Below are 24,440 nucleotides of genomic sequence, written 5' to 3' on the forward strand. Positions count from 1 at the left end.
CAGACTCTACGCTCCGGTATTCATGAAGAAAGTTCATGTTTATCGAATTGTGATGCCCCCAGCAGGCCGACGGCCACCGCGACGATGCCGGCGCCGAGCGGGAAGAGGAACGCTCCCGCGGAACCGTACGCGTCCACCAGGCGGCCCGCGGCCGTGGCCCCCACCGCGACGCCGACCCCGATGAAGGTCGACACCCAGGTCAGCCCCTCGGTGAGCTGGCCCGCGGGCACGAGCCGTTCCACCAGGCCGAACCCGGCGATCAGCGTCGGGGAGATGGCCAGCCCGCAGAAGAAGATCACCGGCATCATGGTCCACAGGTGATGGATCAGGGTGATCGGGATCAGCCCGAGCACCAGGAGCGCCAGGCTGAGCCGGAACCGCCGGTCGAGGGGCGCCCGCCAGTGCCGCGCGCCGTACCAGAGGCCGCCGGTGGCGCTGCCCAGGGCGTAGCAGGCCAGCAGGACCCCGGCCAGCCCCTGGTGCCCCTGCTCGTGGGCGAAGGCGATGGCGCTCACGTCGACCGCTCCGAAGACCGAGCCCATCAGCAGGTAGACCCCGCACAGCACCATCAGGGCCGGGCTGGTGATCGCGCTGCGGGACCGGCCGGTCTGCCGCGGCCGGGGCGGCGGCTGGGTATCGCGCTGGGTGGCCAGCGTGAGCGACCCGACCAGCGTGAACAGGCCGGCGGCCGCGACCCCGCCGGCCGGATGGACCGCGGTCGCCAGCAGCGTGACGATCATCGGCCCGGTGACGAAGATGATCTCGTCCGCGACGGACTCGAAGGCGAAGGCGGTGTGCAGGCTCCCGCCGGTACCGGTCAGCAGGTGGCTCCAGCGGGCGCGCACCATCGCCCCCAGGGAGGGCGAGGTCGCCCCGGCCGCGATGGCCGCCGGGAAGAAGGCCCAGGCCGGGGAACGCCACTGCGCGCAGAGCACCAGCGCCGTCATGCCCGCCGCGTTGGCGAGGACCAGCGGAGGCAGCACCCGGTCCTGCCCGAAGCGGTCGGCCAGCCGCCCCACGACGGGCGATCCGGCCGCGAAGGCGAGTGCGCAGGCCGCCGAGACCGCACCGGCGATACCGTACGATCCGGTGACCGCGGAGACCATCAGCACGATGCCGATACCGATCATGGACATCGACATCCGGCCGACGAACCCCGCGGCCACGAAGATCCTCGCCCCTGGAACGGAGAACAGCCGCTGATATGGATTGGACACGTGTTCTCTCCGACCCCCTGTCAAGGGGGGGCAGCATCATGCTCCCCGCGACGTACCCCCTGATGCGCTGATCACGTTACACAGGGGAAACAGTGTGATATCCGCTGACCAGCCCGGTCCTGACCTGTGGAAGCAGCCGTGACCCGCTCACCGCGTGACTCCGCCACGACCCACGCCCCGGCCGGTCCCGCGGCCCCCGGCGGGCGGCGGCCGCCCGGCCGCCGGGCCCTGGCGCTCGCCGCGACGGGCATCGCGGTCGCCGTGGCCGGGACCGCCACCGGCGGGGCGATCGCCGCGGCCACCATCGACCGGCCGGCGACGCGCGCGGTGGCCCGGCCGCCGGCGGCACCGGCGCGGGTGACGAACGTGGCGCGGGGCGGCCAGATCGCCCCGCTGCGCCGGGTCGTGCCCCCGGACGTGCTCGCGGTGGCCGCCCGGCCGGTCTCCGCCGCGCAGGTCGGCCGGATCCGCAGGCTCAAGCAGGTACAGGACGTGATCGCCGTCGACGCCGGCGCCGTCCAGCTGCAGGGGCGTCAGGTCAACACCTTCGCGGTCGACCCCTCCCTCTTCCGGTCCTGGACGCCGCCGGGCACCGCGAAGGACGAGGGGCTGTGGACGGCGCTGGCCGGCGGCCGGTTCATCGTGTCGGAGACCGCCATGGAGACCATGGGCCTGCGCAGCGGCTTCGGATACTCGATCGTCGGCAAGAGCGTGCCCCAGGTGACGATGGGCGGCGCCGGCACGCTCGGCCTGCCCGGCATCGACATGCTGGTGAATCTCAAGACCGGGGCCGACCTCCAGCTCGTCCCGCGCCTGGCGGTGCTGGTCAACGCGCCGGGTGCCGATGGCAAGAGGCTCTCCGCCGGCCTGAAGAAGATCCTCGGCTCCGGGGGCAGCGTGCTCAACCTGCACGAGAAGAAGAACCAGGTGAGCGGCGGCTCCGGCCGCTCCGGCTCCGGCAGCTATCTGGACCTCTACAAGCGGGCCGCCACCACCTGTCCCGGCCTGTCCTGGACCGTGCTGGCCGCCATCGGGCAGATCGAGAGCGACCACGGCCGCAACGCCGGGCCGTCCAGCGCGGGCGCCCTGGGCCCCATGCAGTTCATGCCCGCGACCTGGAAGGCCTACGGCGTGGACGGGGACGGCGACGGCAAGGCCGACATCATGAACCCCTTCGACGCGGTGCCCGGTGCCGCGAAGTACCTGTGCGCCAACGGGGCGGGCGGTGGAGGCAGGCGTCTCTACAACGCGATCTTCCGCTACAACCACGCCGACTGGTACGTCCAGAAGGTGCTCAACCTCGCCAAGGCCTATGCGCGGGCGTACTCCTGAGGGACCGGCGGGCCCGCGCCGCGTCCCGGGGCGGGGATGCGGAGGCGCGCGGGGCTGATTGGATGGGGGCATGACGTCCTACGACGCTCTGCTGCTCGTGTCCTTCGGGGGCCCGGAAGCGCCCGACGAGGTGATGCCGTTCCTGGAGAACGTCACCCGGGGCCGGAACATCCCGCGGGCGCGCCTCGAACGGGTGGCCGAGCACTACCACCTCTTCGGCGGGGTCAGCCCGATCAACCGGCAGTGCCGGGAGCTCAAGGCCGCGATCGAGGCCGACTTCGCCCAGGCGGGTCTGGACCTCCCGGTCTACTGGGGGAACCGCAACTGGCGGCCCTATCTCGCGGGCACCCTGCGGCAGATGGCGGCCGACGGGATCCGCCGGGCCGCGGCCTTCGTCACCTCCGCCTACAGCGGGTACTCCTGCTGCCGTCAGTACCTCGACGACCTCGATCGCGCGCGCGCCGAGGTGCCGGACGCCCCCGAGATCGACAAGCTGCGGATCTACTACAACCACCCCGGCTTCGTGACGCCGTTCGTGGAGAGCACCCGGGCCGCGCTGGCGAAGGTTCCCGCCGGGACCCCCCTGGTGTTCACCGCGCACAGCGTGCCGATGTCCCAGCCGGGCCGCGAGCGCTACGTCGCCGAGCTCACCGACCTCGCCGAGGTCGTGCGCGCCCAGGTGGCCCCGGACGGCCCGTGGGCGCTGGTCTACCAGAGCCGCAGCGGCTCGCCCGCCCAGCCGTGGCTGGAGCCCGACGTCGGCGACCATCTGGAGAAACTGCACGGTGAGGGCGTCCAGGCCGCGGTGCTGGTGCCCATCGGCTTCGTGTCGGACCACATGGAGGTCGTGTACGACCTCGACGTGGAGGCCGCGGGGCTCGCCGCCCGGCTCGGCATGACCCTCGAACGGGCCGCCACCCCCGGCACGCATCCCCGTTTCGTCGCCATGGTCCGCGAGCTCCTGCTGGAACGGCCGGGGCAGGACCGCCCGGCGCTCGGCCGGCTCGGTGCCCGCCCCGACCGGTGCCCCTCCGCCTGCTGCCGACCACCGCTTGTGTGATCATGCAGTCGATCCGCACGACCGCACAGGGACCCGAAGGGGAAACGTGAGCCTGGCCGAAGAACTCCTGGAACTGGCGATCGCGACGGCGAGCGAGGCCGGCCGGATGCTGGTCGACAAGCGCCCGGTGGACGGGCCGGCCGTCGTGCAGACCAAGTCCAGCCCCACCGACGTGGTGACCCAGATGGACCAGGCCGCCGAACGGCTGATCATCGAGCGCATCACGGCCGTACGCCCGCACGACGCGTTCCTCGGCGAGGAGGGCGGGTCCAGCGCCGGCAGCAGCGGGGTCCGGTGGGTGGTCGATCCCATCGACGGCACGGTCAACTACCTCTACGACCTGCCCGACTGGGCGGTCAGCATCGCCGCCGAGGTCGACGGCGAGACCGTCGCCGGGGCGATCGTGATGCCGCGCCGCGCCGAGACCTACACCGCGTGGCGGGGCGGCGGCGCCCGGCTGACCACCGACGGGAACGTACGGGAGCTGCGCTGCAACACCGGGGTCGCCCTCGACCGCGCCCTGGTCGCCACCGGCTTCGGCTACGCCGCGGAGCGCAGGGCCCGCCAGGCGCAGGTGCTCACGCGGGTGCTGCCGGCGGTGCGCGACATCCGGCGCGGCGGCTCCTGCTGCGTGGACCTGTGCTCGCTGGCGGCCGGCCGGGTGGACGCCTACTACGAGCGCGGCGTGCAGGCCTGGGACATCGCCGCCGGAGCGCTGATCGTCGAGGAGGCCGGGGGGCGGGTCGGCGGCCTGCACGGGGCGCCCGCCGGCCCGGAGTTCGCGATCGCCGGGGAACCGCTGCTCTTCGGGGCCCTGCACGACCTGCTGGCCCCGCTGGAGCCCGCCCGCGACCGGTGAGGCCGCCCGCCCGCGGGGGGCGTCACTCCCGCGCACCCGGCCGCCGGGTGCCCGGCGGCCCGATCGAGGGCATACGAAAGCCCTCCGCGATCGCCTGTGCGCCTGGGCGATCGCGGAGGGGATACGGCGGGGTCAGACGCCCCTGCGAGGGGTGTCGATGTTGTGGTTGGCGGCGATGCGGTGCAGGTCCTCGATCTCGGCCTGACGGGCATCGACGAGGTAGGCGTCCCCCTCTTCGCGGGCCGTGCGCATCGAGTCGTACGCCTCGGAGAGTCGCTGCTGAATGGTGCTGGAGAGCTCGCCCATGGGAGTCCCTTCCTGGGGTCTCACGCTCCTACCCAAGACCTCGCCGACGGTAAACCTGGAAATCACCGCTTTTTGACACGTGTGGCGGAGGGCACACGCGGCGCCCGCCCGGGCCTCCAGGGGCCGTGCGGCCGGCCGCCGGAGCCGCCACGCGGAGGGGACGTGGAACGGCCGGGCCGCCCGTGTGGGACGGCCCGGCCGGGAGGCGGCTCAGCCGGCCGCGGCGGCGACCGCGGAGGTGAGGACCGGCAGGTATCCCTGGGAGTGGCCGAGGGCGGTCGGATGGTACGAATCGCCGAACGGGATCGTCACCGAATGCAGCCATCCGTCGCCGGAGCACAGCTCATGCCCCGAGAACCGGCTGCGGACGTCGGCGAAGGCGAACCCCGCGTTCGCGGCCGCCTTCGCGATGGTGGTGTCCAGGTGGTCGGCCGCGCGGTTGAGGGCCGTCCGCTTGGTGTTGCCCAGGCCTACGCAGTAGCTGGTGATGATGTAGAGGCGGGGGTAGTCGAGCACGACGACCTGCGCGGACGACGCCTTCGAGCGGATCGCCGTGAAGAGCGTGCCGAGCCTGCCGGGCAGCTGCTCGTCCATGAAGGTCTCGGCGGTGGCGATCGCGCTCAGGCAGGACGCGCTCGAGTACAGCACGCAGGTCTGCATCACGCTGCTGAAGCCCGCGTCGTTGCCGCCGACGGTGATGCTGGCCAGCGTGGTGCTCGCGGACAGCGCGCCGAGCTGTTTGCTGAGCACGTCGCCGGTCGTGGCGCCGGCACAGGCGACGAAACTGAACGACGCGGGGGCGTGGGCGGCGGCCCACTTGGCCGGGTAGGCGTTGGTGCTGCGCTGGCAGCCGCTCGAATCGTAGGCTCCGGCTCCCGTACCGGAGGAGTAGGAGTCGCCGAGCGCGACGTAGTTGACGGTGGCGGCGGAGGCGGGTGACGCCGAGGTGATCGTGGCGCCGGTGAGGACGACTGCGCAGACTGCTGAGACGGCGAGACGGGGGAGGTTCATCGGCTCTCCGGGGGGGGTGAGGAGGCTAGATTTACTGAAGCATCGAATTCCCCTTTTGAGGAGCAACGGAATGGGTCTGCTTTTCTGGCCACATTCGCCGTTGACGGGGCTGCGATCCCGGTGTCAAATAGATGGCTTGAAATGCTCTCGCAGGCCCGCCGCCGTGCGGGCGGAGGCGGGGTCCGGCCGCGGCGGAGACCCGCCCGCGGACGCTTGGACGACCCCGGATCCCCCTGTCGGTGGGCGATCGGACGGGTACGGTCCGTACCGGGGTGGATCGGCGAATGGCGCCGGCGGGAGGTCGACCCAGAGCGGGAAAGGCCTTTGTCGGCTACGCCGTGAAATGGACGTTAAATGGCTCTGAGCACCATGAGGCCTGGTTTATGGGTGCAGTCAGGTGCGGCTGCCGGAGATGCCGGAATTGCGCCGCGCGGAGGCGGCCGGGCGGGAGGCCCTGGACGACGGCCGGCCCGCGACGGGCGGACGGGCACTCCTGGGGGACGGAGCCGGTGACCAGGGCGGGGGCTCGCCGGGCCGCCGCCTGCCCGCTCGCGGTCAAGACCTGGCGTAGCGTGTTTACGGAGGTCTTACAGGGCTCATGGAATAACAGATGGGCCGGTCCAGCGCGCCGGTGACTGGATTCGCACGCCATGGGCGGGTTCATGGCGGCTCCGCGGAGGGTCCGCCGGAAAAGGGGGATGGGGTGCGACTCCTTGTCGTCGAGGACGAGCGGGTGCTCGCGGACGCGATAGCCACCGGGCTGCGCCGTGAGGCGCACGCGGTGGATGTCGCCTACGACGGCGCCGGCGCGCTGGAGCGGACCAGTGTCAACGCGTATGACGTGGTCGTGCTCGACCGTGACCTGCCGAAGGTGCACGGTGACGATGTCTGCCGGGCGCTCGTGGTGGCGCGATATCCCGCCCGGATCCTCATGCTGACCGCGGCGGGCGAGCTCGGCGACAAGGTCGAGGGGCTGTCCATCGGCGCCGACGACTACCTCGCCAAGCCGTTCGCCTTCGCCGAGCTGATCGCCCGGGTGCGGGCGCTGGGACGGCGCGCCGCCGTGCCGCTGCCTCCGGTGCTGGAGCGGGCGGGGCTCAGCCTCGATCCGGGCCGGCGGGAGGTGCAGCGGGACGGCCGTGCCGTCGATCTCACCCGTAAGGAGTTCGCGGTGCTGGAGGTCCTGCTGCGGGCCGAGGGCGCGGTGGTCAGCTCGGAGCAGCTGCTGGAGAAGGCGTGGGACGAGCACATCGACCCGTTCACCAACGTCGTACGGGTCACGATGATGACCCTGCGCAAGAAGCTCGGCGAGCCACAGGTGATCGAGACCGTGCCGGGTGTGGGGTACCGCCTGTGAGCACGCCGTCCCAGGAGGTGCCGCACGCCGAGACGCCGGCGGGCGCGCGGAGCCCGATGCCGTCCCAGACCACGATGCCCTCCGGGATCGCGATGCCGCCCGGCCACGGCCCCGGGCCGGGGCGCCGGCAGGGCTCGCTGGCGGCGGTCCTGCGGGGGCTGCCCGGGCGGGTGAGCGTCCGGATGCGGCTCACGCTGCTCTACGGGGTCCTGTTCTTCTTCGCCGGCGGGCTGCTGCTGCTGGTCACCACGTTCCTGGTCGCCGGGATCCTCAACCACATCGACGTGGTGGGGGGCTACGGCGTGACCGAGCAGGAGGTGGCCGAGTTCCGCCGGCAGTTCATCGCCCAGACGATGCGGGAGCTGGTCGGCCAGTCGCTGCTGGCGCTGGCCGGGGTCGGGGTGATCGCCCTGGTGCTCGGCTACTTCGTCGCCGACCGGGCGCTCAGCCCGCTGCAGAAGGTGACCTCGGCGGCGCGCCGGCTGTCGGAGAGCACCCTGCACGAGCGGATCGCCCTGGAGGGGCCCAAGGACGAGATCAAGGAGCTCGCCGACACCTTCGACGCCATGCTGGAGCGGCTCAGCCAGGCGTTCGACTCCCAGCGCAGGTTCGTCGGCAACGCCTCCCACGAGCTCCGTACGCCGCTGGCGATCAACCGGACGCTGCTGGAGGTGGCGCTGACCGACCCGGAGGCCTCCAACGATCTCAAGGCCGTCGGCCGTACCCTGCTGGTCAACAACGCCCGGCACGAGCGGCTCATCGAAGGGCTGCTGCTGCTGGCCCGCAGTGAGCGGGAGCTGACCACCCGTACGTCCGTGGACCTGGCCGACGTCACCGGCACCGTGCTGGAGACCACGCGCAAGCGGGAGAACCCCACCGAGGCCACCATCCACACCGAGCTGACACCCGGCCCGACGGTCGGCGATCCGGTGCTGCTGGAGCACCTGGTCTCCAATCTCGTGGAGAACGCGATCAAGCACAACATCGAGGGCGGCCAGGTGTGGGTGCGGACCGGCGTGCTCGACGGCTTCGCGGCGGTCCAGGTGGAGAACACCGGCCTGGCCGTCCCGGCCTACGAGGTGGACCGGCTGTTCGAGCCGTTCCGCCGGCTGAACACCGACCGGATCGAGTCGGCGAAGGGCGCCGGGCTGGGGCTGTCGATCGTGCGGTCGGTTGTGCACGCCCACCGGGGCTCGGTCTACGCCACCCCCCGGCAGGGCGGCGGCCTGATCATCACGGTCCGGCTGCCGATCGGCTGACCGGCCCGGGCTCCGCGGACTTCGCCGCCGGGCCCGGAGCGGTCCCGGGGCCCCGCGGTGAGAGCGCACCGTCCCCGGCCGGCGGGCGGCCGGGGACGGGCCGTCCTACTGCTTGGTCAGGGTGCCGGTCCAGCTCGGGGAGGTGTCCGTCAGGTATCCGCGCCACTCGTAGCGGGTGGAGGTGCTGGCGGGATAGAGCTGGACGTAGCCGTCCGAGCAGTCCGACCGCCCCACCGAGATGGTCTCCTTCAGCGTGGTCCGGTAGGACGTGCTCGTCTGGAGGGTGAGCAGGCCGGTGCACGTCTTCGAGATGCCGGTGTAGGTGACCGACCCGGTGCTGAGCCCGGAGAACAGCACGATCTTGACGTTCCAGGTCTTGCTGCTGTCGCTGGAGCTCGTGATCGTCCCGGTCCAGGTGCCGCCGAGTTCGGAGGAGACCCCGTTGGGGTTGAGGTTGTTGTAGGTGGGCGGGCTGTAGGTGAACGGCGTGTAGGTGTAGCGGGGCCGCGGGTTGCTCTTCCCGACGATCACCGCCACGACGAAGATGATGATCACCAGCACCGCGAGGCCGCCACAGCCGATCGCCGCGATGAGCGGGCCCTTCGACGACTTCGGGGGCGGCTGGTAGCCCTGCCGGAACGGCGGCGGGGTCATCGGGGGGCCGGGCGGCCCCATGTGCATCGGCGGCGGGGTGGCCTGGCCGTGCATCGGCGGAGGCGTCCGCGGCCCGGACATCGCCATGGGAGGGGGCGTCCCCGGGCCGGGCATCGCCATCGGCGGGGGGGTCATGCGCGGCGCGGGCGGCGGGGTGCGCCGCGCGGCGGGGGGCGGCGGGGCCCGGTGCGCCACCGGTGGCGGAGCGGGCAGCTGGCTGGCGATCCGGGTGCCCTGGTCGAGCAGTTCCTCCCGGGCCGGGGCGGGGCCGGGTGCCACCCCGGCGTTGCCCAGCAGCTGCAGCAGGAGCTGGTGGGCGGGGGGCCGCAGCGCGGGGTCCTTGGACAGGCAGCGGCCGACGACGTCCCGCAGCGGCCCCTGCAGCGCGGACAGGTCCGGGTCGTCGTTGAGGATGCGGTTGATGATGACGGGGAGGGTGTCGGCCTCGAAGGGCGACTGGCCGGTGGCGGCGAACACCATGGTCGCGCCCCAGGCGAAGATGTCCACCGCCGGCTGCAGCGGAGCCCCGGTGAGCTGCTCGGGGGCGAGATAGCCCGGGGTGCCGACCACCATGCCGGTGGCCGTGACGGCGCTCTCCTGGGAGTTGATCGTGCGGGCGATACCGAAGTCGACCACCCGGGGCCCGTCGGCGGCGAGCAGCACGTTGTTGGGCTTGAAATCGCGGTGCACGATGCCGGCCTCGTGGATGGCCGCGAGCGCGGTCACCGTGCCGATCGCGAGCCGTTCGAGCTCGACCGGGCTGCGCGGGCCGTTCACGGCGACGACGTCGTGCAGGGACGGCCCGTCGATGAACTCGCTGACGATGTAGGGCTGGTCACCCTGGACGTCGGCCTCGTAGACCCGGGACGTGCAGAAGGGGGCGACCTTCTGCGCCGCCGCCACCTCCCGGATGAAACGCGCCCGGGCGGCGGGATCCCGCGCCATCTGGGCGTGCAGGAGCTTGATGGCGACGTACTCGTTGCCCGGCGTCCGGCCGAGATAGACCGCGCCCTGGCCACCTGCACCAAGCCGTCCGACCACCTCATACTGGCCCAGCGACGCCGGATCGCCCGGCTCCAGGGGAGCGGCATCCGGCATGTGACCCTCCAACGACCCTCTTGTTGCCCACCCGTCTGGCAGGCACGATAACGCCGCTTCGGCGGGCACGATATCGCGATAGGTCTGACGTTTCACTGCTCCGTCTGGTTCGAACCCTGTGCAATCTCTCGTGTTGGACCGGTGGTTCACCCGCCGGGCCCAGCGGGCAGGTAAGATCCCACGCCGCCACCCCTGTACGCCGAGCGTGCCGCGCGGGGCGGGCATCCGAAACGACAACCTGCGTTACATCTCTGGGTACGTGACTTGCGACACATATTGGGGCGGCTGGACCGGCCGATCGACGTCACCGGTGAGACGTGTCGCGCCTTGCGTGTTAGGGGTCACTTCCCGTGACAGAATTTCCCGCCCGGATCGGGCACAAGACGGGCCTCCCGAGCGTTAGATCCGCGCGACGGGGTGCATAAACGACCGAGGGGGATGGAGATAGAAGATGGCAACGGACTACGACAGCCCAAGAAAGACCGACGACGACCTCAGTGAGGACAGCCTGCAGGAGCTGCAGGCCCGCCGGGCGGACAAGGCCGCGAGCATCATCGACGAAGATCTGGACGCGGGCGAGGTCGCCGAGCTGCCGGGTGCCGATCTGTCGAACGAGGAGCTCACCTTCAAGGTCGTGCCACGGCAGGCCGACGAGTTCACCTGCACGCGGTGCTTCCTGGTGCATCACCGCAGCCAGCTGGCCGAGGAGCGGAACGGCCAGCCCGTATGCCGCGAGTGTGCCGCTTGAGGGGCGCTCGTGGCTGAGGAGAGCACGGAGGGCCAGAGCCCCGCGGTCAATGAGGAGATCGGGGACCTCATCGGGCGGTTGTCGGCCGATGAGGACCTGGATCGCGACACCCGTGGCCGCCTGCTGGCGCGGCTCGCGCGCCTGCTGAGCGCGAGCGGGCGCAAGGCAGGCGCCACGGGGCTCGCCGGCGGCCGGTGGATGAGCGACGTCTTCGCGGAGGTGGCGCCGCGTATCCCGATCAGGGATCTGGACACGCTGCGCCGCCACCACGGAGGCGTGCAGGGCGAGCGGCTCGCCGACGACCTGGTCCGGAACGCCGTGCACGCGACGACCGCGGTGGGAGCCGCCGGTGGCGCGCTCGCGGCGGTGGAGTTCGTGGCACCCCCCTTGCTGCTCTCCGCGCCCGCCCAGCTCGTCGCCGAATCCCTCGTCCTGGCGGCGATCGAGGTCAAGCTGATCGCCGAGCTGCACGAGGTCTACGGGGTGCAGGTGCAGGGCAGCGGGGCCGCCCGGGCGGCCTCGTTCGTCTCCGCCTGGGCCAGGCAGCGCGGGATCAACCCGCTGGACGCCAACTCCATGACCAGTGCGCTCGGCATCGCCGCCAAACAGGCGCTGCGCAAGCGCATGCTGCGGACCCTCGGCCGCTCACTGACCACCATGGGCCCGTTCCTGACCGGCGCGCTCGCCGGGGGAGCGCTCAACCGCGCGGCGACCAAGCGGCTCGCCGACACCATCCGCAAGGACCTGCGCCGCCACGTCGGCCCGGTCGCGGAGCGCCCGGCTCTCCCCGAGTGACCGCCGGGCACCGGCCATGAACGGGTAAAGACCGGCGAACGGCGTCAGGCGACGAAGGTGAGCTCCCGGGCCACGGAGTCGCGGCCGGCCAGCCACAGGCCGAGGGCTTCGCGGGTGCCGAGCACCTCGGGGCCCCGGCCGTAGGACCGCCCCCCGTCGGTCGGCACGATCCGGTGCCGCAGCACGCGCCGGTTGAGCCACAGGCTCAGCTGCAAGCCCTCCCGCAGGATCGCGCCGGCCACCGTCCGCGGGACCTCGCGGGTGAGACCGAGCCCGCGCACGATGTCCTGGTGGTGGATGCCGAGGTCCCCCAGCAGCAGGGGAGCGGCGAGCAGCCGGCCGGCCGGGCTGGGGCTGTACGCCCAGTGCCGGGCCCACTCCATCAGGCGCGGACGGGACATCCCCCGGACCCGCTCGGCCTGGGCGTCGTTCGCGTCGTTGATCCGGCCGCCGTACGGGAGGTACGAGCCGAGGACGTAGTCGCTGCAGATCAGGTGGCCGAGTACGTCCCGGGGCGTCCAGCGGGCACAGAGCGTGGTGCCCGCGTCGAAGTCGGCGTCGGACAGCCCTTCCAGGGTCTCCACCAGCCGGTACCGCTCGGCGCGCAGTTCGTCCTCGAGCGGGAGGCGCATCTGGTCGATCCCTTCACAAGCGGCCGGGTCCGGGGACCCACCCTAGGGGCCGCACCGGAACCCCGCCACGGGCCCCTTCGTGATCACCCATCCGCCGTGCGGATCGGGTGATCGCGAAGGGGGCCGGTCAGATCTCGCCCCGCATGACCGACGGAAGCGCGCCGGTGCCCTTCTCCCAGCGCTTGGCCGCCGCGCGGGTGGCCAGCAGCTTGGCCACCTCGCTGCCCACGCCGACGACGACCGCCCAGCCCAGCGCCTCGGCCAGCGCGACCTCGGGCGACTCCGGGTTGATCGGCGGCTCCTTGCCGGTCGTCTTCTTCCAAGCGAGCGTGATCGCCTTCTTGGCGACCCAGCCGCCCGCGAAGGCCGCGACACCGGCCATGACCCGCCAGCCGAGGTCGCCTTTGTCCGCCATCGTGATGTCCTCCCGTGTCAAGGAAAGCGGCCCGATCGCATGGTGTTGAGGCATGCGGGCCCCGCCCCTATCAATACCATTGCCACCATGACCGAGCAGCCGCGCATCCCAGCCGTCCCCGAAAAGGTCACCCTCGCGGGCCTGGAGGACAAGTGGGTACGCGTCTGGGACGAGCAGGGCGTCTACCGGTTCGACCGGACGAGGCCGCGGGCCGAGGTCTACTCCATCGACACCCCGCCGCCCACGGTGTCCGGGGCCCTGCACGTCGGTCACGTCTTCTCGTACACGCACACCGACACGGTGGCGCGCTACCAGCGCATGCGCGGCCGGGCGGTGTTCTACCCGATGGGCTGGGACGACAACGGGCTGCCCACCGAGCGCCGGGTGCAGAACCACTTCGGCGTCCGCTGCGATCCCTCGCTCCCGTACGACCCGTCGTACGAGCCGCCGGCCGAGCCGGACGCCAGGCGGCAGCTGCCGGTCGGCCGGCGCAACTTCATCGAGCTCTGCGAGCGGCTCACCGAGGTCGACGAGCGGGCGTTCGAGGAGATGTGGCGCCGGATCGGGCTCTCGGTCGACTGGAACCACCTCTACACCACGATCGGCACCGAGGCCCGGGCGGCGTCCCAGCGGGCCTTCCTGCGCAACCTGGCACGCGGTGAGGCCTATGTCTCCGAGGCGCCGACCCTGTGGGACGTGACGTTCCGCACCGCGGTCGCCCAGGCGGAGCTGGAGGACCGTGACCAGCCGGGCGCGTTCCACCGCATCCGCTTCCACGGCGCGGACCGGCCGGTCTACGTCGAGACCACCCGGCCGGAGCTGCTGCCCGCCTGCGTGGCGCTGGTCGCCCATCCCGACGACGAGCGCTACCGGGAGCTGTTCGGGCGTACGGTGCGCACGCCGCTGTTCGGGGTCGAGGTCCCGGTGCACCCGCACCCGCTGGCCGACCCGGACAAGGGGTCGGGCATCGTGATGGTCTGCACGTTCGGCGACGTCAACGACGTCACCTGGTGGCGGGAGCTCGACCTGCCCATCCGCGCCGTCCTCGGCAAGGACGGGCGGCTCACCACGGAGGCGCCGCAGGGCGTCGACCCGGGGCGCTACGCCGAGCTCGGGGGCCGGACCGTGCACGCCGCCAAGGAGCGCGTCGTGGAGATGCTGCGCGAGTCCGGCGACCTCGACGGCGAGCCGCGCACGGTGGTCCGGCCGGTCAAGTTCTACGAGAAGGGCAGCAAGCCCCTCGAGATCGTCACCACCCGGCAGTGGTACCTCCGCAACGGCGGCCGGGACACGGCGCTGCGGGAGACCTTCCTGGCCCGGGGCCGGGAGCTGCGCTGGCACCCGCCCTACATGCGCGCCCGCTACGAGAACTGGGTCGGCGGGCTGGCGGGCGACTGGCTCGTCTCCCGGCAGCGCTTCTTCGGGGTGCCCATCCCGGTCTGGTACCCGCTCGACGACGCGGGCGAGCCCGACCACTCCCGGCCGATCGCGCCGCCCGAGTCGATGCTGCCCATCGACCCGTCCTCCGACGTGCCGCCGGGCTACACCGAGGACCAGCGCGGCAAGCCGGACGGCTTCACCGGCGACCCCGACGTCATGGACACCTGGGCGACCTCCTCGCTCACCCCGCAGATCGCCGGCGGCTGGGAGCGCGACCCCGACCTGTTCGAGCGGGTCTTCCCGTACGACGTGCGGCCGCAGGCACACGAGATCATCCGTACCTGGCTGTTCTCCACGGTCGTGCGGGCCCACCTCGAGCACGGTTCGCTGCCGTGGACCGACGCGGCGCTGTCCGGCTGGATCCTCGACCCGGACCGCAAGAAGATGTCCAAGTCCAAGGGCAACGTCGTGACCCCGATCGCGATGCTGCGCGAGTACGGCTCGGACGCGGTCCGCTACTGGGCGGCCGGCGGGCGGCCGGGCACCGACACCGCCTTCGACATCGGCCAGATCAAGGTCGGCCGGCGGCTGGCCATCAAGATCCTCAACGCCGCCAAGTTCGTGCTGGGGTTCGGTGAGGTCGCCGCGGACGCGGAGGTCACCCGGCCCGTCGACCTCGCGATGCTCGCCGACCTGGCCGAGGTCGTGCGGGAGGCGACCGAGGCCTTCGACGGCTACGACTACGCCAGGGCCCTCGAGCGCACCGAGCGGTTCTTCTGGCAGTTCTGCGACGACTACCTGGAGCTGGTCAAGGCCCGTGCCTACGGCGAGGGCTCCGGGGCGGGCGAGGGCTCCGAGGCGGGCGAGGGCTCCGGCGCGGAGGGCACCGCGAGCTCCCGGGCCGCGCTGCGCGGCGCCCTGTCGGTGCTGCTGCGGCTGTTCGCGCCGTTCCTGCCCTACGTCACCGAGGAGGCCTGGTCCTGGCACCAGGAGGGCTCCGTGCACGTCGCCTCGTGGCCGTCGGCGGCCGAGCTGCCCGGGGGCGGCGAGCCCGCGGTGCTGACCGCCACCGCGGAGGCGCTGCGGCAGATCCGCAAGGCCAAGTCCGAGGCCAAGGTGTCGATGCGGGCCCCGGTCGCCCAGACGGTGATCAGCGGCGGGAGCGTCGCCCACCTGGGCCGGGCCGAGTCCGATCTGCGGGCCGCGGGGAGCATCGCCGACCTCGTGCTGCGGGAGACCGACGGTGAGCTGACCGTGGAGGTCGCGCTGGCCCCGTCGCCGTCCTGACCGGCGGGCCGGCGGGCACGTCCGCCCCGCTACCGTGCGCGTTTCGGGGTAACACTGTGGGTGTGGGCAGAACACGGGAAGTTCTCAGTGGCATCGTCCTGGCCGGTGCGCTCCTGTCGGTGACGATGGCCTGCGCGGGCCCCCGGCAGGCACCGTCGCCGGCGACGGTCTCGCCGGAGAGCTCCCGGAGCGGAGGCTCTCCGGCCGCCACGGCGGGCGCCGCGGGCGTGGTGAAGGTGCGCGGCGCGCTCGGGGACCACCTTCCCCTGTGGCCGTTCGCCGACGAGGCCGAGGCGCTGTCCTGGCAGGAGGGCTATGCCTCCGGCGGGCACGCGCCCTGGCACCTGGATCCCGGCCAGACCGCGCTGGCCTTCGTGCGTTTCCTCGGCTTCGGCGGGATCGACCGCGTGACCGGCCGCCGGGTGCAGGGGGAGGACGCTCACATCTCGGTCGGCTACCGGAGCCCCGAGTCCGGTGAGGGCGGCACCGCCGCGGTGGTGCACCTGATCAGGATCGGCCCTCCGGAGAACGCGCCGTGGGAGGTCGTCGGCACCGACGACACCGACCTGTCGGTGACCAGGCCGGCCTACGGCGCCACGGCCTCCTCCCCGGTGACGGTGGGCGGCCGGATCACCGGGGTGGACGAGAGCATCCGGGTGGCGATCCGGCAGCGTTCCGCCAAGGACCCGCTGGGCCGGTTCTGCTGCGTCGCGGCGGGCGGCACCCGCAGCCCCTGGTCCGCGCGGGTGCCCTTCCAGGGGGCCACCGATCCGGTGCTCATCGTCGTCGCCTCGACCGGAGGTCATCTTGCCGACGTCGAACGCTTCGCCGTGACCGGATTCCGGCCGTCTTCCCGGTAATCGCGTTTCGTCACTCTGAGTAGTGATCTGTATGCATATTGCTACAGATCGCGTTTGATGGTCATCGGACTGCGGAAGGCCGTCAGGGAACGCCCGGCGGTATGCGGGACCTCGGGACGATCAGGTGGCGGCGATGCGCAGACTCCTGGACTTCGTACTGACGTTGGTGATCACAATGGGTTTCCTCGCGGTCACCCAGAGTGCGGTGGCGGCCGTGCCGCGGGCGAGGGCGGCGGACGACGGGGCCCGGGTCGTGGGGGAGAGGTGGCTCACCGCCCGGGAGGCGGATCTGTCGATCGCCTCGCCCGCGCTGGGCCGTACCGGTTTCGTGCGGGTGCTGTTCCCGGCCGGGTGGTCCAGGTCGGCGCGACGGTCCTGGCCGGTGCTGTGGCTGTTGCACGGCGGCTTCGACGATCACACGTCCTGGACGAACCGGGGCGACGCCGCACGGATCACCGCGCGCTCCGGGGCCATCGTGGTGATGCCGGACGGAGGCAGGTGCGGGTGGTACTCCAACTGGTGGAACCACGGCAGGGGCGGCCCGCCCCGATGGGAGACCTTCCACCTCACCGAGGTGCGGCAGCTGCTCGAGCGCGGCTATCGCGCCGGGACCAGGCGGGCGATCGCCGGTCAGTCGATGGGCGGGTTCGGCGCGCTGTCCTACGCCGCCCGGCATCCGGGCATGTTCCGCGCCGCCGCCTCCTTCAGCGGCACCGCTGACATCAGGTACGGCCCGATCCCTCCGGTGGTGGTGGGCGTCAACGTCATCGCGGGCTGCGGTGAGCTCGACTGGGGACGGATCTGGGGCAGCCCGGACACCCAGCGGAAGATCTGGCGGGCGCACAATCCGGCCGATCTGACCCGGCGGCTGCGCCGCGTGCGCCTGTACGTCTCGTCCGGATCCGGGACGCGCGGGCCCCTGGACTCGTCGTACCTTCCCGACCCGGTCGAGGCGGCCACCTACCTGCTGGGCAGGTCCTTCACCGCCCGGCTGGCGGATCGCGGCATCCCCGCCACCGTGCACTTCTACCCGGGCAGGCACACCTGGCCCTACTGGCAGCGCGAGCTCCGGACCGCACTGCCCCTGCTCCTGCGCTAGCCCGGCCTCCCACGTCAGCCCCGGGGTGGGGGAGGCCGGCCGGTGAGGGTGGGTGGGGGTCAGCCGGTGAGGCCGAGCCGGTCGGCGAGCAAGCCCCGGTGCAGGCGTGGCGGGCCGAGGAGCAGCTCGGCGCTCTTGGCCCGCTTGTAGTAGAGGTGCGCGTCGTGCTCCCAGGTGAAACCGATGCCGCCGTGCAGCAGCAGATGGTCCTTGGCGACCTGGAAGTACGCCGGTCCCAGGTAGGACTGGGCCAGCGCGGCGGCCACCGGCAGCTCCCGCGGTGCCTCGTCGGCCGTCCACGCCGCGTACCGGACGATCGACTCGGCCTGCTCCAGCGTGCAGTGCATGTCGGCCAGCCGGTGCTTGACGCCCTGGAACGAGCCGATGTACCGGCCGAACTGCACCCGGAGCTTGGCGTACTCCACGATCGTGTCCAGGCACCGCCGCAGCCCGCCCAGCTGCTCGGCGGCGAGCGCCACCGAGGCCAGGTCGAGGGTCCGGGCCAGTGCCTCGCCGGCGTCGGCCGGCCCGATCAGCCGCGCCGGGGTGCCGGCCAGCTCCAGCCGGGCCTGCGGCGTGGTGAGGTCCAGGGTGGCCAGCGCGGTGCGGGTCAGCCCCGGCGCGTCCGGGGCGACCTGGAAGACGCCCAGTGCGCCGGGGGCGGCCCCGCCGACGGCCGCCGGGACCAGGATCAGGTCGGCGTCCATGGCGTGCAGCACCCTGGCCACCGTCCCGTCCAGGGTGTGCCCGTCGCCGGCCGCCGTCGCCCGCACCGCCGCCTCGCCGGGCAGCGCGAGCGTCGCGATCGACTGGCCGGAGGCGATGCCGGGCAGCAGGTCCTTGGCGGCGTGCTCGTCGCCGAGCCGCAGCAGGGCGCCGGCCGCCAGCACGGCGGAGGCGAAGAACGGCGAGGGCGTCAGCGCGGCCCCCAGCTCCTCCATCACCACCGCCAGCTCCGCCTGCCCGAATCCGGAGCCGCCGTGGGCCTCCGGGATCGCGAGCCCGGTCAGCCCCAGCTCGCCCGCCATCCGTTCCCAGACGACCCGGTCGTACGGGGTGTCGCTCTCGGCGATCTCCCGGACCCGGGCCATCGGCGAGGTGCCGGCCAGGAACCCGCGCACCGAGCCGGCCAGTTCCTTCTGCTCGTCGGTCAGGATGAGTCTCATCGGTCCGCCTCCTGGGCCTGTGTGCCGACCTTCAGATCGCGGAACGGCAGCTCCCGGTCCACCTGGGGCTCGCGGGGCAGTCCGAGCACCCGGTCGCCGATGATGTTGCGCATGATCTCGTTGGTGCCGCCGCCGAGGGCCATGCCCGGGGCCCAGGCCAGCGCACGTGCGATCTTGCCGCCCTCGTCCCCGGAGCCGTACGCCACCGTCTCGGCGCCGAGGATCTCACTCGCCACGTCGGCTCCGTACAGGGTCAGGTCGGCCAGCAGCAGCTTGACGACCGAGCCGCGCGCCCCGGGGAAGATCCCCGCCTTGACCTCCTGGGACAGCCGGGCGTTGAGCAGCTCGAACGCCCGTTCGCGGAGATAGAGGTCGATCAGCCGGTCGGTCACCCGCGGATCCGCGGTCAGGCCATCGCGGGCGGCCGCGGCGGCGACGTTCTCGTACGACGCCGGACGGTCGGTGCGGGTCGACCCCATGCCGATCGACACCCGCTCGTGCAGCAGCGTGGTGACCGCGGACTGCCAGCCGCCGTCGACCTCGCCGACCACCTGGTCCGCGGCCACCCGGACGTCGTCGAAGAAGATCTCGTTGAAGTGCGACTGGCCGGTCATGTCCCGGAGCGGGCGTACGGTGACGCCCGGGTCGTGCATGTCGACGATGAACATCGTGATACCCCGGTGCTTGGGCACGTCCGGGTTGGTCCGGGCGATCAGCAGGCCGTAGTCGGCCTGCCGGGCGACCGAGGTCCACACCTTCTGGCCGTTGATCAGCCAGGCGTCACCGTCGAAGACCGCCCGCGTCTGCAGGGACGCGACATCGGAGCCGGCGCCCGGCTCGGAGAACATCTGGCACCAGATCTCCTCGCCGCGCAGCAGCGGCCGGACGTACCGCCGCTTCTGCTCCTCCGACCCGATGGACACCAGGGTGGGACCGCACATGCCGAGCCCGATGCCGAAGACGTTGATCGGCAGGATGTGGTCCCTGGCCGCCTGCTGGAAGGCGCGCTCCTCGGCCGCCGAGAGCCCCTGGCCGCCGTACTCCGCCGGCCAGGTGATGCCGGAGTAGCCCGCGTCGTACAGCGCCGCCATGAACGCGCGCGAGCGGTCCAGCTCCGGCTCGGGTGGCAGGTCGGCGGCGTTGGCCGCCAGCCAGGCCGCTGCCCGGCGCCCGTACTCGTCGATGTCGGTCACAGGGTCGGTCACAAGGTCTCCTTGCCCGCCGGCGGCGGAGTGAAGTCACAGGGCAGATGCTTGATGCCGTTGATGAAGTTGGAGTAGAGCCGCTCCGGTGGCCCGGAGGCATGGATGTCGGGCAGCCGGGTGAACAGCTCGCGGAACATCACGGTGATCTCGCGGCGGGCCAGGTTGGCGCCCAGGCAGAAGTGCGGGCCCGGCCCGCCGAACCCGACATGGGGGTTGGGGCTGCGGGTGATGTCGAAGACGTCCGGGTTCTCGAACACCGACGCGTCGCGGTTGGCGGAGTTGTAGAACAGCAGGACCTTGTCGCCGGCCCGGTACTGCTGGCCGTTCATCTCGTGGTCCCGCGTCAGGGTCCGGCGGAACTGGATGACCGGCGTGGACATCCGGACGATCTCCTCGATCGCCGGGCCGATCCGGCCGTCGAAGTCCTCCAGCAGCAGTTCCCGCTGCCGCGGGTGCTTGGTGAACAGCCGCAGCCCGTGCGACATCGCGTTTCGGGTGGTCTCGTTGCCCGCGACGACGAGGAGGATGAAGAACGAGCCCAGCTCCTGGTCGGTGAGGTGCTCGCCGTCGACGTTGGCGTTGACCAGCACCGAGACCAGGTCCTCGCCCGGGTTGGCGCGCCGCTGCCGGGCCAGCCGCATCGCCAGGTGGTTCAGCTCGTAACCGGCCGCCATCACCCGCAGCAGCGCGTTGAGCGTGCCCAGCCGGGTGATGCCGGTGGTGCTGACCTGGCGGCCACCGGTGTACTCGGGGTCGCCGAGGCCCAGGATGGTGTTGGTGTGCCGCAGCACCCTTTCGCGCAGCCGCTGGGGAATGCCCATCATGTCGCAGATGACCTGGACCGGCAGGCGGGCGGCGACCTGGGTGACGAAGTCACCGGGACCGTCGGCGATCAGTTCGTCCACGATCCGGGTGGCCGAGGACTGCAGGTCCTCCTCGGTCTTGGCGAGCACCCGCGGGGTGAAGGCGCGGGAGACGATCCGGCGGATCTTGGCATGCCGCGGGTCGTCCATGTTGATCATCGAGCCGAAGTAGCGGGCCATGTAGCCCGGCAGGTCGGCGACGCTGTTGGAGCACGGTTCGCTGCTGAAGACCTCCGCGTTGCGGCTCGCCTCGACGACGTCCGCATGCCGGACCAGCGCGTAGAAACCGGCTCCGGTCTTGATGAAGGGGACCTTCAGCTCGCGGAAGAAGGCGGGACGCGGCTGGTCCCGCAGGACGGCGAACGCCGCCTCACGTTCTCGCGGTGGCCGGGCCCAGAAGTCCAGATCGGACAGTTTGATCTCGGTCACCGCTGGTGTTTCGACAGCCGCCACCGGCCCACCGCCTTTGAGAGGCTCCCATTAGAACGTGGTTCGGTTTCATCGAACCCGGGTGTGCGGGGTGCCGTCAAGGGGTGACCGGGGACCGGAACGGTCGCCGGCGGCCGGGCGGGGGTCCGGCCGGTGGCTCAGCGAGTGCCGGCGGAGGTCATCGGGTCGGTGGGGCGGTGCGGGGCGACGATGGCTCCGTCGGGCAGCAACTCGCCGGTGTCGTCGAAGGTGACGACCCCGTTGCAGAGCAGGCTCCAGCCCTGTTCCGGGTGGCAGGCCACGGTGCGGGCCGCCTCCCGGTCCTGTGCGTCGGAGGGGGGACAGCAGGGCTGGTGCGGGCACGTGCCGAGCGGCGAGCCCGCCCTTGGCTGAGGCATGGTCGTCGAGGGGCTCATCCCGGCTCCCTCGTGGTGGATAGGCACGGTTGACCTCCATCGAAGACGTAGGTGAATAAAGGGTCAACAACAAGCTTGTACCCGGTCATCCGAAAACCGCAAGGAAACGTGAAATTCTTTGCAATTGGATCCGGCCTTCGCCACCAGAAAAGCCTAATCGCTGGCTGAATCGGGCGCGCGTGTCACACGAGCACCTCTGGGAACATCCACTGTGATCTTTCGGTTCGTCTTAGCCAGGAGAAGCCCGGGAGGCATGCCCAGGCGTCGTTTCACGGAGGGAACACTGTCGATGAGCGAACTGACCACCCGTCCGGCCGCGGGAAGCGGAGCATTTTCCATCGGCGGGGACCTGCCGGTGAACCGGCTGGGGTTCGGGGCGATGCGGATCACCGGGCCCGGCGTCTGGGGCGAGCCCGCGGACCGGGACGAGGCCGTCCGGGTGCTGCGCCGCGCGGTGGAGCTCGGCGTCACCCTGATCGACACGGCCGACTCCTACGGTCCCCACGTCAGTGAGGAGCTGATCGCCGAGGCGCTCCACCCGTATCCCGACGATCTCGTCATCGCTACCAAGGGCGGGTTCACCCGGCAGGGCCCCAACCTCTGGGCGCCGGTCGGCCGGCCGGAATATCTGCATCAGCAGGTCGAGATGAGCCTGCGCCGCCTGCGGGTGGAGCGCATCGACCTCTACCAGCTGCACCGCATCGACCCGAAGGTCCCGCTGGAGGACCAGCTCGGCAAGCTGGAGGAGCTGCGGGCCGCGGGCAAGATCCGCCACATCGGGCTCTCCGAGGTCAGCGTGGCCCAGCTCGAGGAGGTCCGCCGGCTCGCCGAGGTGGTGAGCGTGCAGAACCTCTACAACCTCACCAACCGCCAGTCGCAGGACGTGCTGGACTACTGCACCGCGGAGGGCCTGGCCTTCATCCCGTGGTTCCCGCTGGCCACCGGTGAGCTGGCCCGCCCCGGCGGCGTGCTGGACGTGGCGGCCAAGGACCACGACGCCACCCCGGCGCAGCTCGCGCTCGCCTGGCTGCTGCACCTGTCGCCGGTGGTGCTGCCGATCCCCGGCACCTCCAGGGTGGCGCACCTCGAGGACAACGTCGCCGCCGCCCGGATCGCCCTCTCCCCGGAGGAGGTCGCCCGTCTCACCGCCCTGGCCTGACGGAGGGGCGGGCGGCCCACGGGCGCACATGGCAGTGTGGGGGACGTGGCCGACCTCGTACCGCACAGCGACGGTGAGCTGGCCCGGCTGCGCCGGCTGCGGATGGCCAAGGACGTGATGGACCGGAAGTGGGCGGAGCCGCTCGACCTCGAAGCGGTCGCGGCCGGCGCCGGCTACTCCCGCTACCACTTCGTGCGGCTCTTCAAGCGGGCCTACGGGGAGACCCCAGGCCGGTATCTCTCCAGGCGCCGGGTCGAGCGGGCCCAGGACCTGCTGCGCAGCGCCGATCTCACGGTCAGCGAGATCTGCCTCGCCGTGGGCTTCGACAGCCTCGGCAGCTTCTGTACCCGCTTCAAGCAGATCACCGGCAGCACGCCGACGGAGTACCGCCGGGCGGTGCCGGCCGGCGGCGCCCCGCCCGTCCCCGCCTGCTTCGCCCTGTTCTGGGCGGGAGGCTTCCCGGTGGGCCAAGGTGTCCGGCCCGGGGGGTCGTCCCCGGAGAACACCGCAATTTCGGAGAAGCCCGCCGGTCCCCTGGCTTCCTAGAGTTGCCGCGCGGGGGGCGGCGGCCCCCACCACCAGGAGGACATGATGATCACAGGTATGGCGATCGCCACCGTATGGGTGCTCGACCAGGACTCGGCCAAGGCCTTCTACACCGACAAGCTGGGCTTCGAGGTGCGCACGGACGCCCAGATGGGCCCCGGGGCACGCTGGATCACCGTCGGCGCCAAGGGCCAGCCGGACGTCGAGCTGACCCTGATGATCCCCGGCCCGCCCGCACTGGACCCGGAGTCGGCCGAGCAGCTCAAGGGCCTGGTCGCCAAGGGCGTGCTCGGCGCGGGGGTGATGCGCACGGACGACTGCCGGGCGACCTACGAGGAGCTCAGCGCCAGGGGCGTGGAGTTCGTGCAGGAGCCCGCCGAGCGGCCGTACGGCGTCGAGGCGCTCTTCCGCGACGACTCCGGCAACTGGTTCAGCCTCACCCAGCGCCGCGACCAGCTCGACGAGAGCCTGCCGTGGAAGGACGAGGACGGAGACGCGGCCGCGGGCTGAGCGGCACCGGCGGCCTGGCGGCCCGGCGCGGACCCTAGGCGGCCAGGGCGACGTCGCGGCGGAGCAGCGCCCGCTCCGCCGCCGTCCACGCCGTGGAGGTCAGCAGATACAGGCCGGCGGCCAGCGGCACCAGCGCCGCCATGGCGACCGTCCCGTAGGGCAGCAACCGCAGCACCCTCCCGGCGGCCCCGGTTCCGGCGTCCCCGGCGGTCGCGGTCGCGGCGCGCATCCGGCGGGACGACCACCAGGCCACCGCGGCGATCAGCGTGAGAAGCCCGAAGAACACCAGCGCCTCCGGCGAGAGCAGCCCGAAGGTGCCCACGACGCCCGTCAGGTTCTGGCCCAGCGGCGCGCCCAGCAGCGTGTGGGCGAGCAGGACGTTCGGACCGCCGGCCACGCTCGCCGAGACGAACAACCGGTACATGATCGCGAAGAACGGCCACTGCGCCAGCGCGGGCAGGCACCCGGCGAACATCGACGCCCCTTCGGCCGCGTAGAGCGCGCTGATCTCCCGCTGGGCTCGCTCGGGGTTCCCGGCGTGCTTCTCGCGGAGCAGGCCCACCTGGGGGGCGAGCCGCGCCCGGGCCCGCTCGCCCCGGGCCTGTGCGACGGCGAGCGGCAGCAGCAGGAGCCGTATCCCGAGCGTGAAGAGCACGATCGCGGCGGCGGTGGCCGGCCCTCCGAACACGGGGTGGAACATCGTGGCCAGCGCGGTGACGAGATGGTAGGCGGCGCCCACGGGCGCGTCGAACAGGAACATCGGAAAACCCTCCGGTG

General features: G+C 72.0%; 25 protein-coding genes. 14 read left to right on the forward strand and 11 right to left on the reverse strand.

What is annotated here, in order from left to right; translation table 11 throughout:
* Positions 1-20: 20 nt before the first annotated feature.
* A complete protein-coding gene (locus ACRYCC_RS24450; RefSeq protein ID WP_433815690.1) occupies positions 21-1,217 on the reverse strand; it encodes an MFS transporter in 1,197 nt (398 codons plus the stop codon).
* A gap of 138 nt (positions 1,218-1,355) precedes the next feature.
* On the opposite strand from ACRYCC_RS24450, the gene ACRYCC_RS24455 reads away from it, so the two are divergent.
* From ACRYCC_RS24455 to ACRYCC_RS24465, 3 genes are all read left to right on the forward strand, one after another.
* Positions 1,356-2,549: a lytic transglycosylase domain-containing protein gene (locus ACRYCC_RS24455; protein ID WP_433815692.1), complete on the forward strand. Its 1,194-nt coding sequence runs from the start codon at positions 1,356-1,358 to the stop codon at positions 2,547-2,549.
* 70 nt (positions 2,550-2,619) lie between these two features.
* A complete protein-coding gene (locus ACRYCC_RS24460; RefSeq protein WP_433815693.1) occupies positions 2,620-3,609 on the forward strand; it encodes a ferrochelatase in 990 nt (329 codons plus the stop codon).
* Between the two features lie 46 nt (positions 3,610-3,655).
* A complete protein-coding gene (locus tag ACRYCC_RS24465; protein ID WP_433815695.1) occupies positions 3,656-4,468 on the forward strand; it encodes an inositol monophosphatase family protein in 813 nt (270 codons plus the stop codon).
* Between the two features lie 132 nt (positions 4,469-4,600).
* Here ACRYCC_RS24465 and ACRYCC_RS24470 read toward each other — a convergent pair whose 3' ends face one another.
* Positions 4,601-4,774 (reverse strand): hypothetical protein, encoded by a 174-nt coding sequence (locus ACRYCC_RS24470; RefSeq protein WP_433815697.1) that lies wholly within the window; start codon positions 4,772-4,774, stop codon positions 4,601-4,603.
* Between the two features lie 210 nt (positions 4,775-4,984).
* On the reverse strand, positions 4,985-5,785 hold the full coding sequence (locus ACRYCC_RS24475; RefSeq protein ID WP_433815699.1) for an SGNH/GDSL hydrolase family protein: 801 nt from the start codon (positions 5,783-5,785) through the stop codon (positions 4,985-4,987).
* A gap of 397 nt (positions 5,786-6,182) precedes the next feature.
* Between ACRYCC_RS24475 and ACRYCC_RS24480 the strand changes: the two genes are divergently transcribed.
* The 3 genes from ACRYCC_RS24480 to ACRYCC_RS24490 all read left to right on the forward strand — a co-directional run bounded on the left by ACRYCC_RS24480 (position 6,183) and on the right by ACRYCC_RS24490 (position 8,401).
* Entirely contained in the window at positions 6,183-6,356 is a 174-nt protein-coding gene (locus ACRYCC_RS24480; protein ID WP_433815701.1) for a hypothetical protein, read from the forward strand.
* A gap of 132 nt (positions 6,357-6,488) precedes the next feature.
* Positions 6,489-7,142 carry a response regulator transcription factor gene (locus ACRYCC_RS24485; protein ID WP_433815702.1) on the forward strand — a complete coding sequence of 218 codons (654 nt, stop codon included), beginning with the start codon at positions 6,489-6,491 and terminating at the stop codon, positions 7,140-7,142.
* A 56-nt stretch (positions 7,143-7,198) separates the two neighbouring features.
* Positions 7,199-8,401 carry a sensor histidine kinase gene (locus ACRYCC_RS24490; RefSeq protein ID WP_433816047.1) on the forward strand — a complete coding sequence of 401 codons (1,203 nt, stop codon included), beginning with the start codon at positions 7,199-7,201 and terminating at the stop codon, positions 8,399-8,401.
* Between the two features lie 105 nt (positions 8,402-8,506).
* On the opposite strand, the gene ACRYCC_RS24495 is transcribed toward ACRYCC_RS24490, so the two are convergent.
* On the reverse strand, positions 8,507-10,153 hold the full coding sequence (locus ACRYCC_RS24495) for a serine/threonine-protein kinase (protein ID WP_433815703.1): 1,647 nt from the start codon (positions 10,151-10,153) through the stop codon (positions 8,507-8,509).
* Between the two features lie 451 nt (positions 10,154-10,604).
* Here ACRYCC_RS24495 and ACRYCC_RS24500 point away from each other — a divergent pair, with 451 nt between their 5' ends.
* A complete protein-coding gene (locus tag ACRYCC_RS24500) occupies positions 10,605-10,901 on the forward strand; it encodes a DUF4193 domain-containing protein (protein WP_433815705.1) in 297 nt (98 codons plus the stop codon).
* A gap of 9 nt (positions 10,902-10,910) precedes the next feature.
* Positions 10,911-11,696: a hypothetical protein gene (locus tag ACRYCC_RS24505; protein ID WP_433815707.1), complete on the forward strand. Its 786-nt coding sequence runs from the start codon at positions 10,911-10,913 to the stop codon at positions 11,694-11,696.
* Positions 11,697-11,740: 44 nt separating this feature from the next.
* Here the strand turns inward: ACRYCC_RS24505 and ACRYCC_RS24510 are convergent, their stop codons facing one another.
* Positions 11,741-12,328: a maleylpyruvate isomerase family mycothiol-dependent enzyme gene (locus ACRYCC_RS24510; RefSeq protein WP_433815708.1), complete on the reverse strand. Its 588-nt coding sequence runs from the start codon at positions 12,326-12,328 to the stop codon at positions 11,741-11,743.
* 127 nt (positions 12,329-12,455) lie between these two features.
* Positions 12,456-12,743: a DUF4235 domain-containing protein gene (locus ACRYCC_RS24515; RefSeq protein WP_433815710.1), complete on the reverse strand. Its 288-nt coding sequence runs from the start codon at positions 12,741-12,743 to the stop codon at positions 12,456-12,458.
* An 87-nt stretch (positions 12,744-12,830) separates the two neighbouring features.
* Between ACRYCC_RS24515 and valS the strand changes: the two genes are divergently transcribed.
* From valS to ACRYCC_RS24530, 3 genes are all read left to right on the forward strand, one after another.
* Entirely contained in the window at positions 12,831-15,410 is a 2,580-nt protein-coding gene (gene valS, locus ACRYCC_RS24520; protein ID WP_433815712.1) for a valine--tRNA ligase, read from the forward strand.
* 62 nt (positions 15,411-15,472) lie between these two features.
* Entirely contained in the window at positions 15,473-16,270 is a 798-nt protein-coding gene (locus tag ACRYCC_RS24525) for a hypothetical protein (RefSeq protein ID WP_433815714.1), read from the forward strand.
* A 133-nt stretch (positions 16,271-16,403) separates the two neighbouring features.
* Positions 16,404-17,369 (forward strand): alpha/beta hydrolase, encoded by a 966-nt coding sequence (locus ACRYCC_RS24530; protein ID WP_433815716.1) that lies wholly within the window; start codon positions 16,404-16,406, stop codon positions 17,367-17,369.
* 59 nt (positions 17,370-17,428) lie between these two features.
* Here ACRYCC_RS24530 and ACRYCC_RS24535 read toward each other — a convergent pair whose 3' ends face one another.
* The 4 genes from ACRYCC_RS24535 to ACRYCC_RS24550 all read right to left on the reverse strand — a co-directional run bounded on the left by ACRYCC_RS24535 (position 17,429) and on the right by ACRYCC_RS24550 (position 21,430).
* Positions 17,429-18,535 (reverse strand): acyl-CoA dehydrogenase family protein, encoded by a 1,107-nt coding sequence (locus tag ACRYCC_RS24535; protein WP_433815718.1) that lies wholly within the window; start codon positions 18,533-18,535, stop codon positions 17,429-17,431.
* Entirely contained in the window at positions 18,532-19,740 is a 1,209-nt protein-coding gene (locus ACRYCC_RS24540) for an acyl-CoA dehydrogenase family protein (protein WP_433815720.1), read from the reverse strand. Before ACRYCC_RS24540 ends, ACRYCC_RS24535 begins: the two co-directional genes overlap by 4 nt.
* Positions 19,737-21,032, reverse strand: coding sequence for a cytochrome P450 (locus ACRYCC_RS24545; protein WP_433815722.1), 1,296 nt, complete (start codon positions 21,030-21,032; stop codon positions 19,737-19,739). The genes ACRYCC_RS24540 and ACRYCC_RS24545 overlap by 4 nt, the downstream gene beginning before the upstream one ends.
* Positions 21,033-21,190: 158 nt before the next feature.
* The gene (locus ACRYCC_RS24550) at positions 21,191-21,430 is read right to left on the reverse strand and encodes a DUF5999 family protein (RefSeq protein ID WP_433816049.1); all 240 of its coding nucleotides are present in this window, start codon (positions 21,428-21,430) and stop codon (positions 21,191-21,193) included.
* 307 nt (positions 21,431-21,737) lie between these two features.
* Here ACRYCC_RS24550 and ACRYCC_RS24555 point away from each other — a divergent pair, with 307 nt between their 5' ends.
* The 3 genes from ACRYCC_RS24555 to ACRYCC_RS24565 are packed head-to-tail and all read left to right on the forward strand — an operon-like array spanning position 21,738 to position 23,663.
* The gene (locus tag ACRYCC_RS24555; RefSeq protein ID WP_433815724.1) at positions 21,738-22,607 is read left to right on the forward strand and encodes an aldo/keto reductase; all 870 of its coding nucleotides are present in this window, start codon (positions 21,738-21,740) and stop codon (positions 22,605-22,607) included.
* A 45-nt stretch (positions 22,608-22,652) separates the two neighbouring features.
* Positions 22,653-23,153, forward strand: a complete 501-nt coding sequence (locus ACRYCC_RS24560) for a helix-turn-helix transcriptional regulator (RefSeq protein WP_433815726.1) — start codon at positions 22,653-22,655, stop codon at positions 23,151-23,153.
* 42 nt (positions 23,154-23,195) lie between these two features.
* Positions 23,196-23,663, forward strand: coding sequence for a VOC family protein (locus ACRYCC_RS24565; protein WP_433815728.1), 468 nt, complete (start codon positions 23,196-23,198; stop codon positions 23,661-23,663).
* A gap of 34 nt (positions 23,664-23,697) precedes the next feature.
* On the opposite strand, the gene ACRYCC_RS24570 is transcribed toward ACRYCC_RS24565, so the two are convergent.
* Positions 23,698-24,423: a YidC/Oxa1 family membrane protein insertase gene (locus ACRYCC_RS24570; RefSeq protein WP_433815730.1), complete on the reverse strand. Its 726-nt coding sequence runs from the start codon at positions 24,421-24,423 to the stop codon at positions 23,698-23,700.
* Positions 24,424-24,440 lie beyond the last annotated feature (17 nt).

The sequence above is a fragment of the Actinomadura scrupuli genome (genome assembly GCF_050971785.1).
GTDB classification, from domain to species: domain Bacteria; phylum Actinomycetota; class Actinomycetes; order Streptosporangiales; family Streptosporangiaceae; genus Actinomadura_E; species Actinomadura_E scrupuli.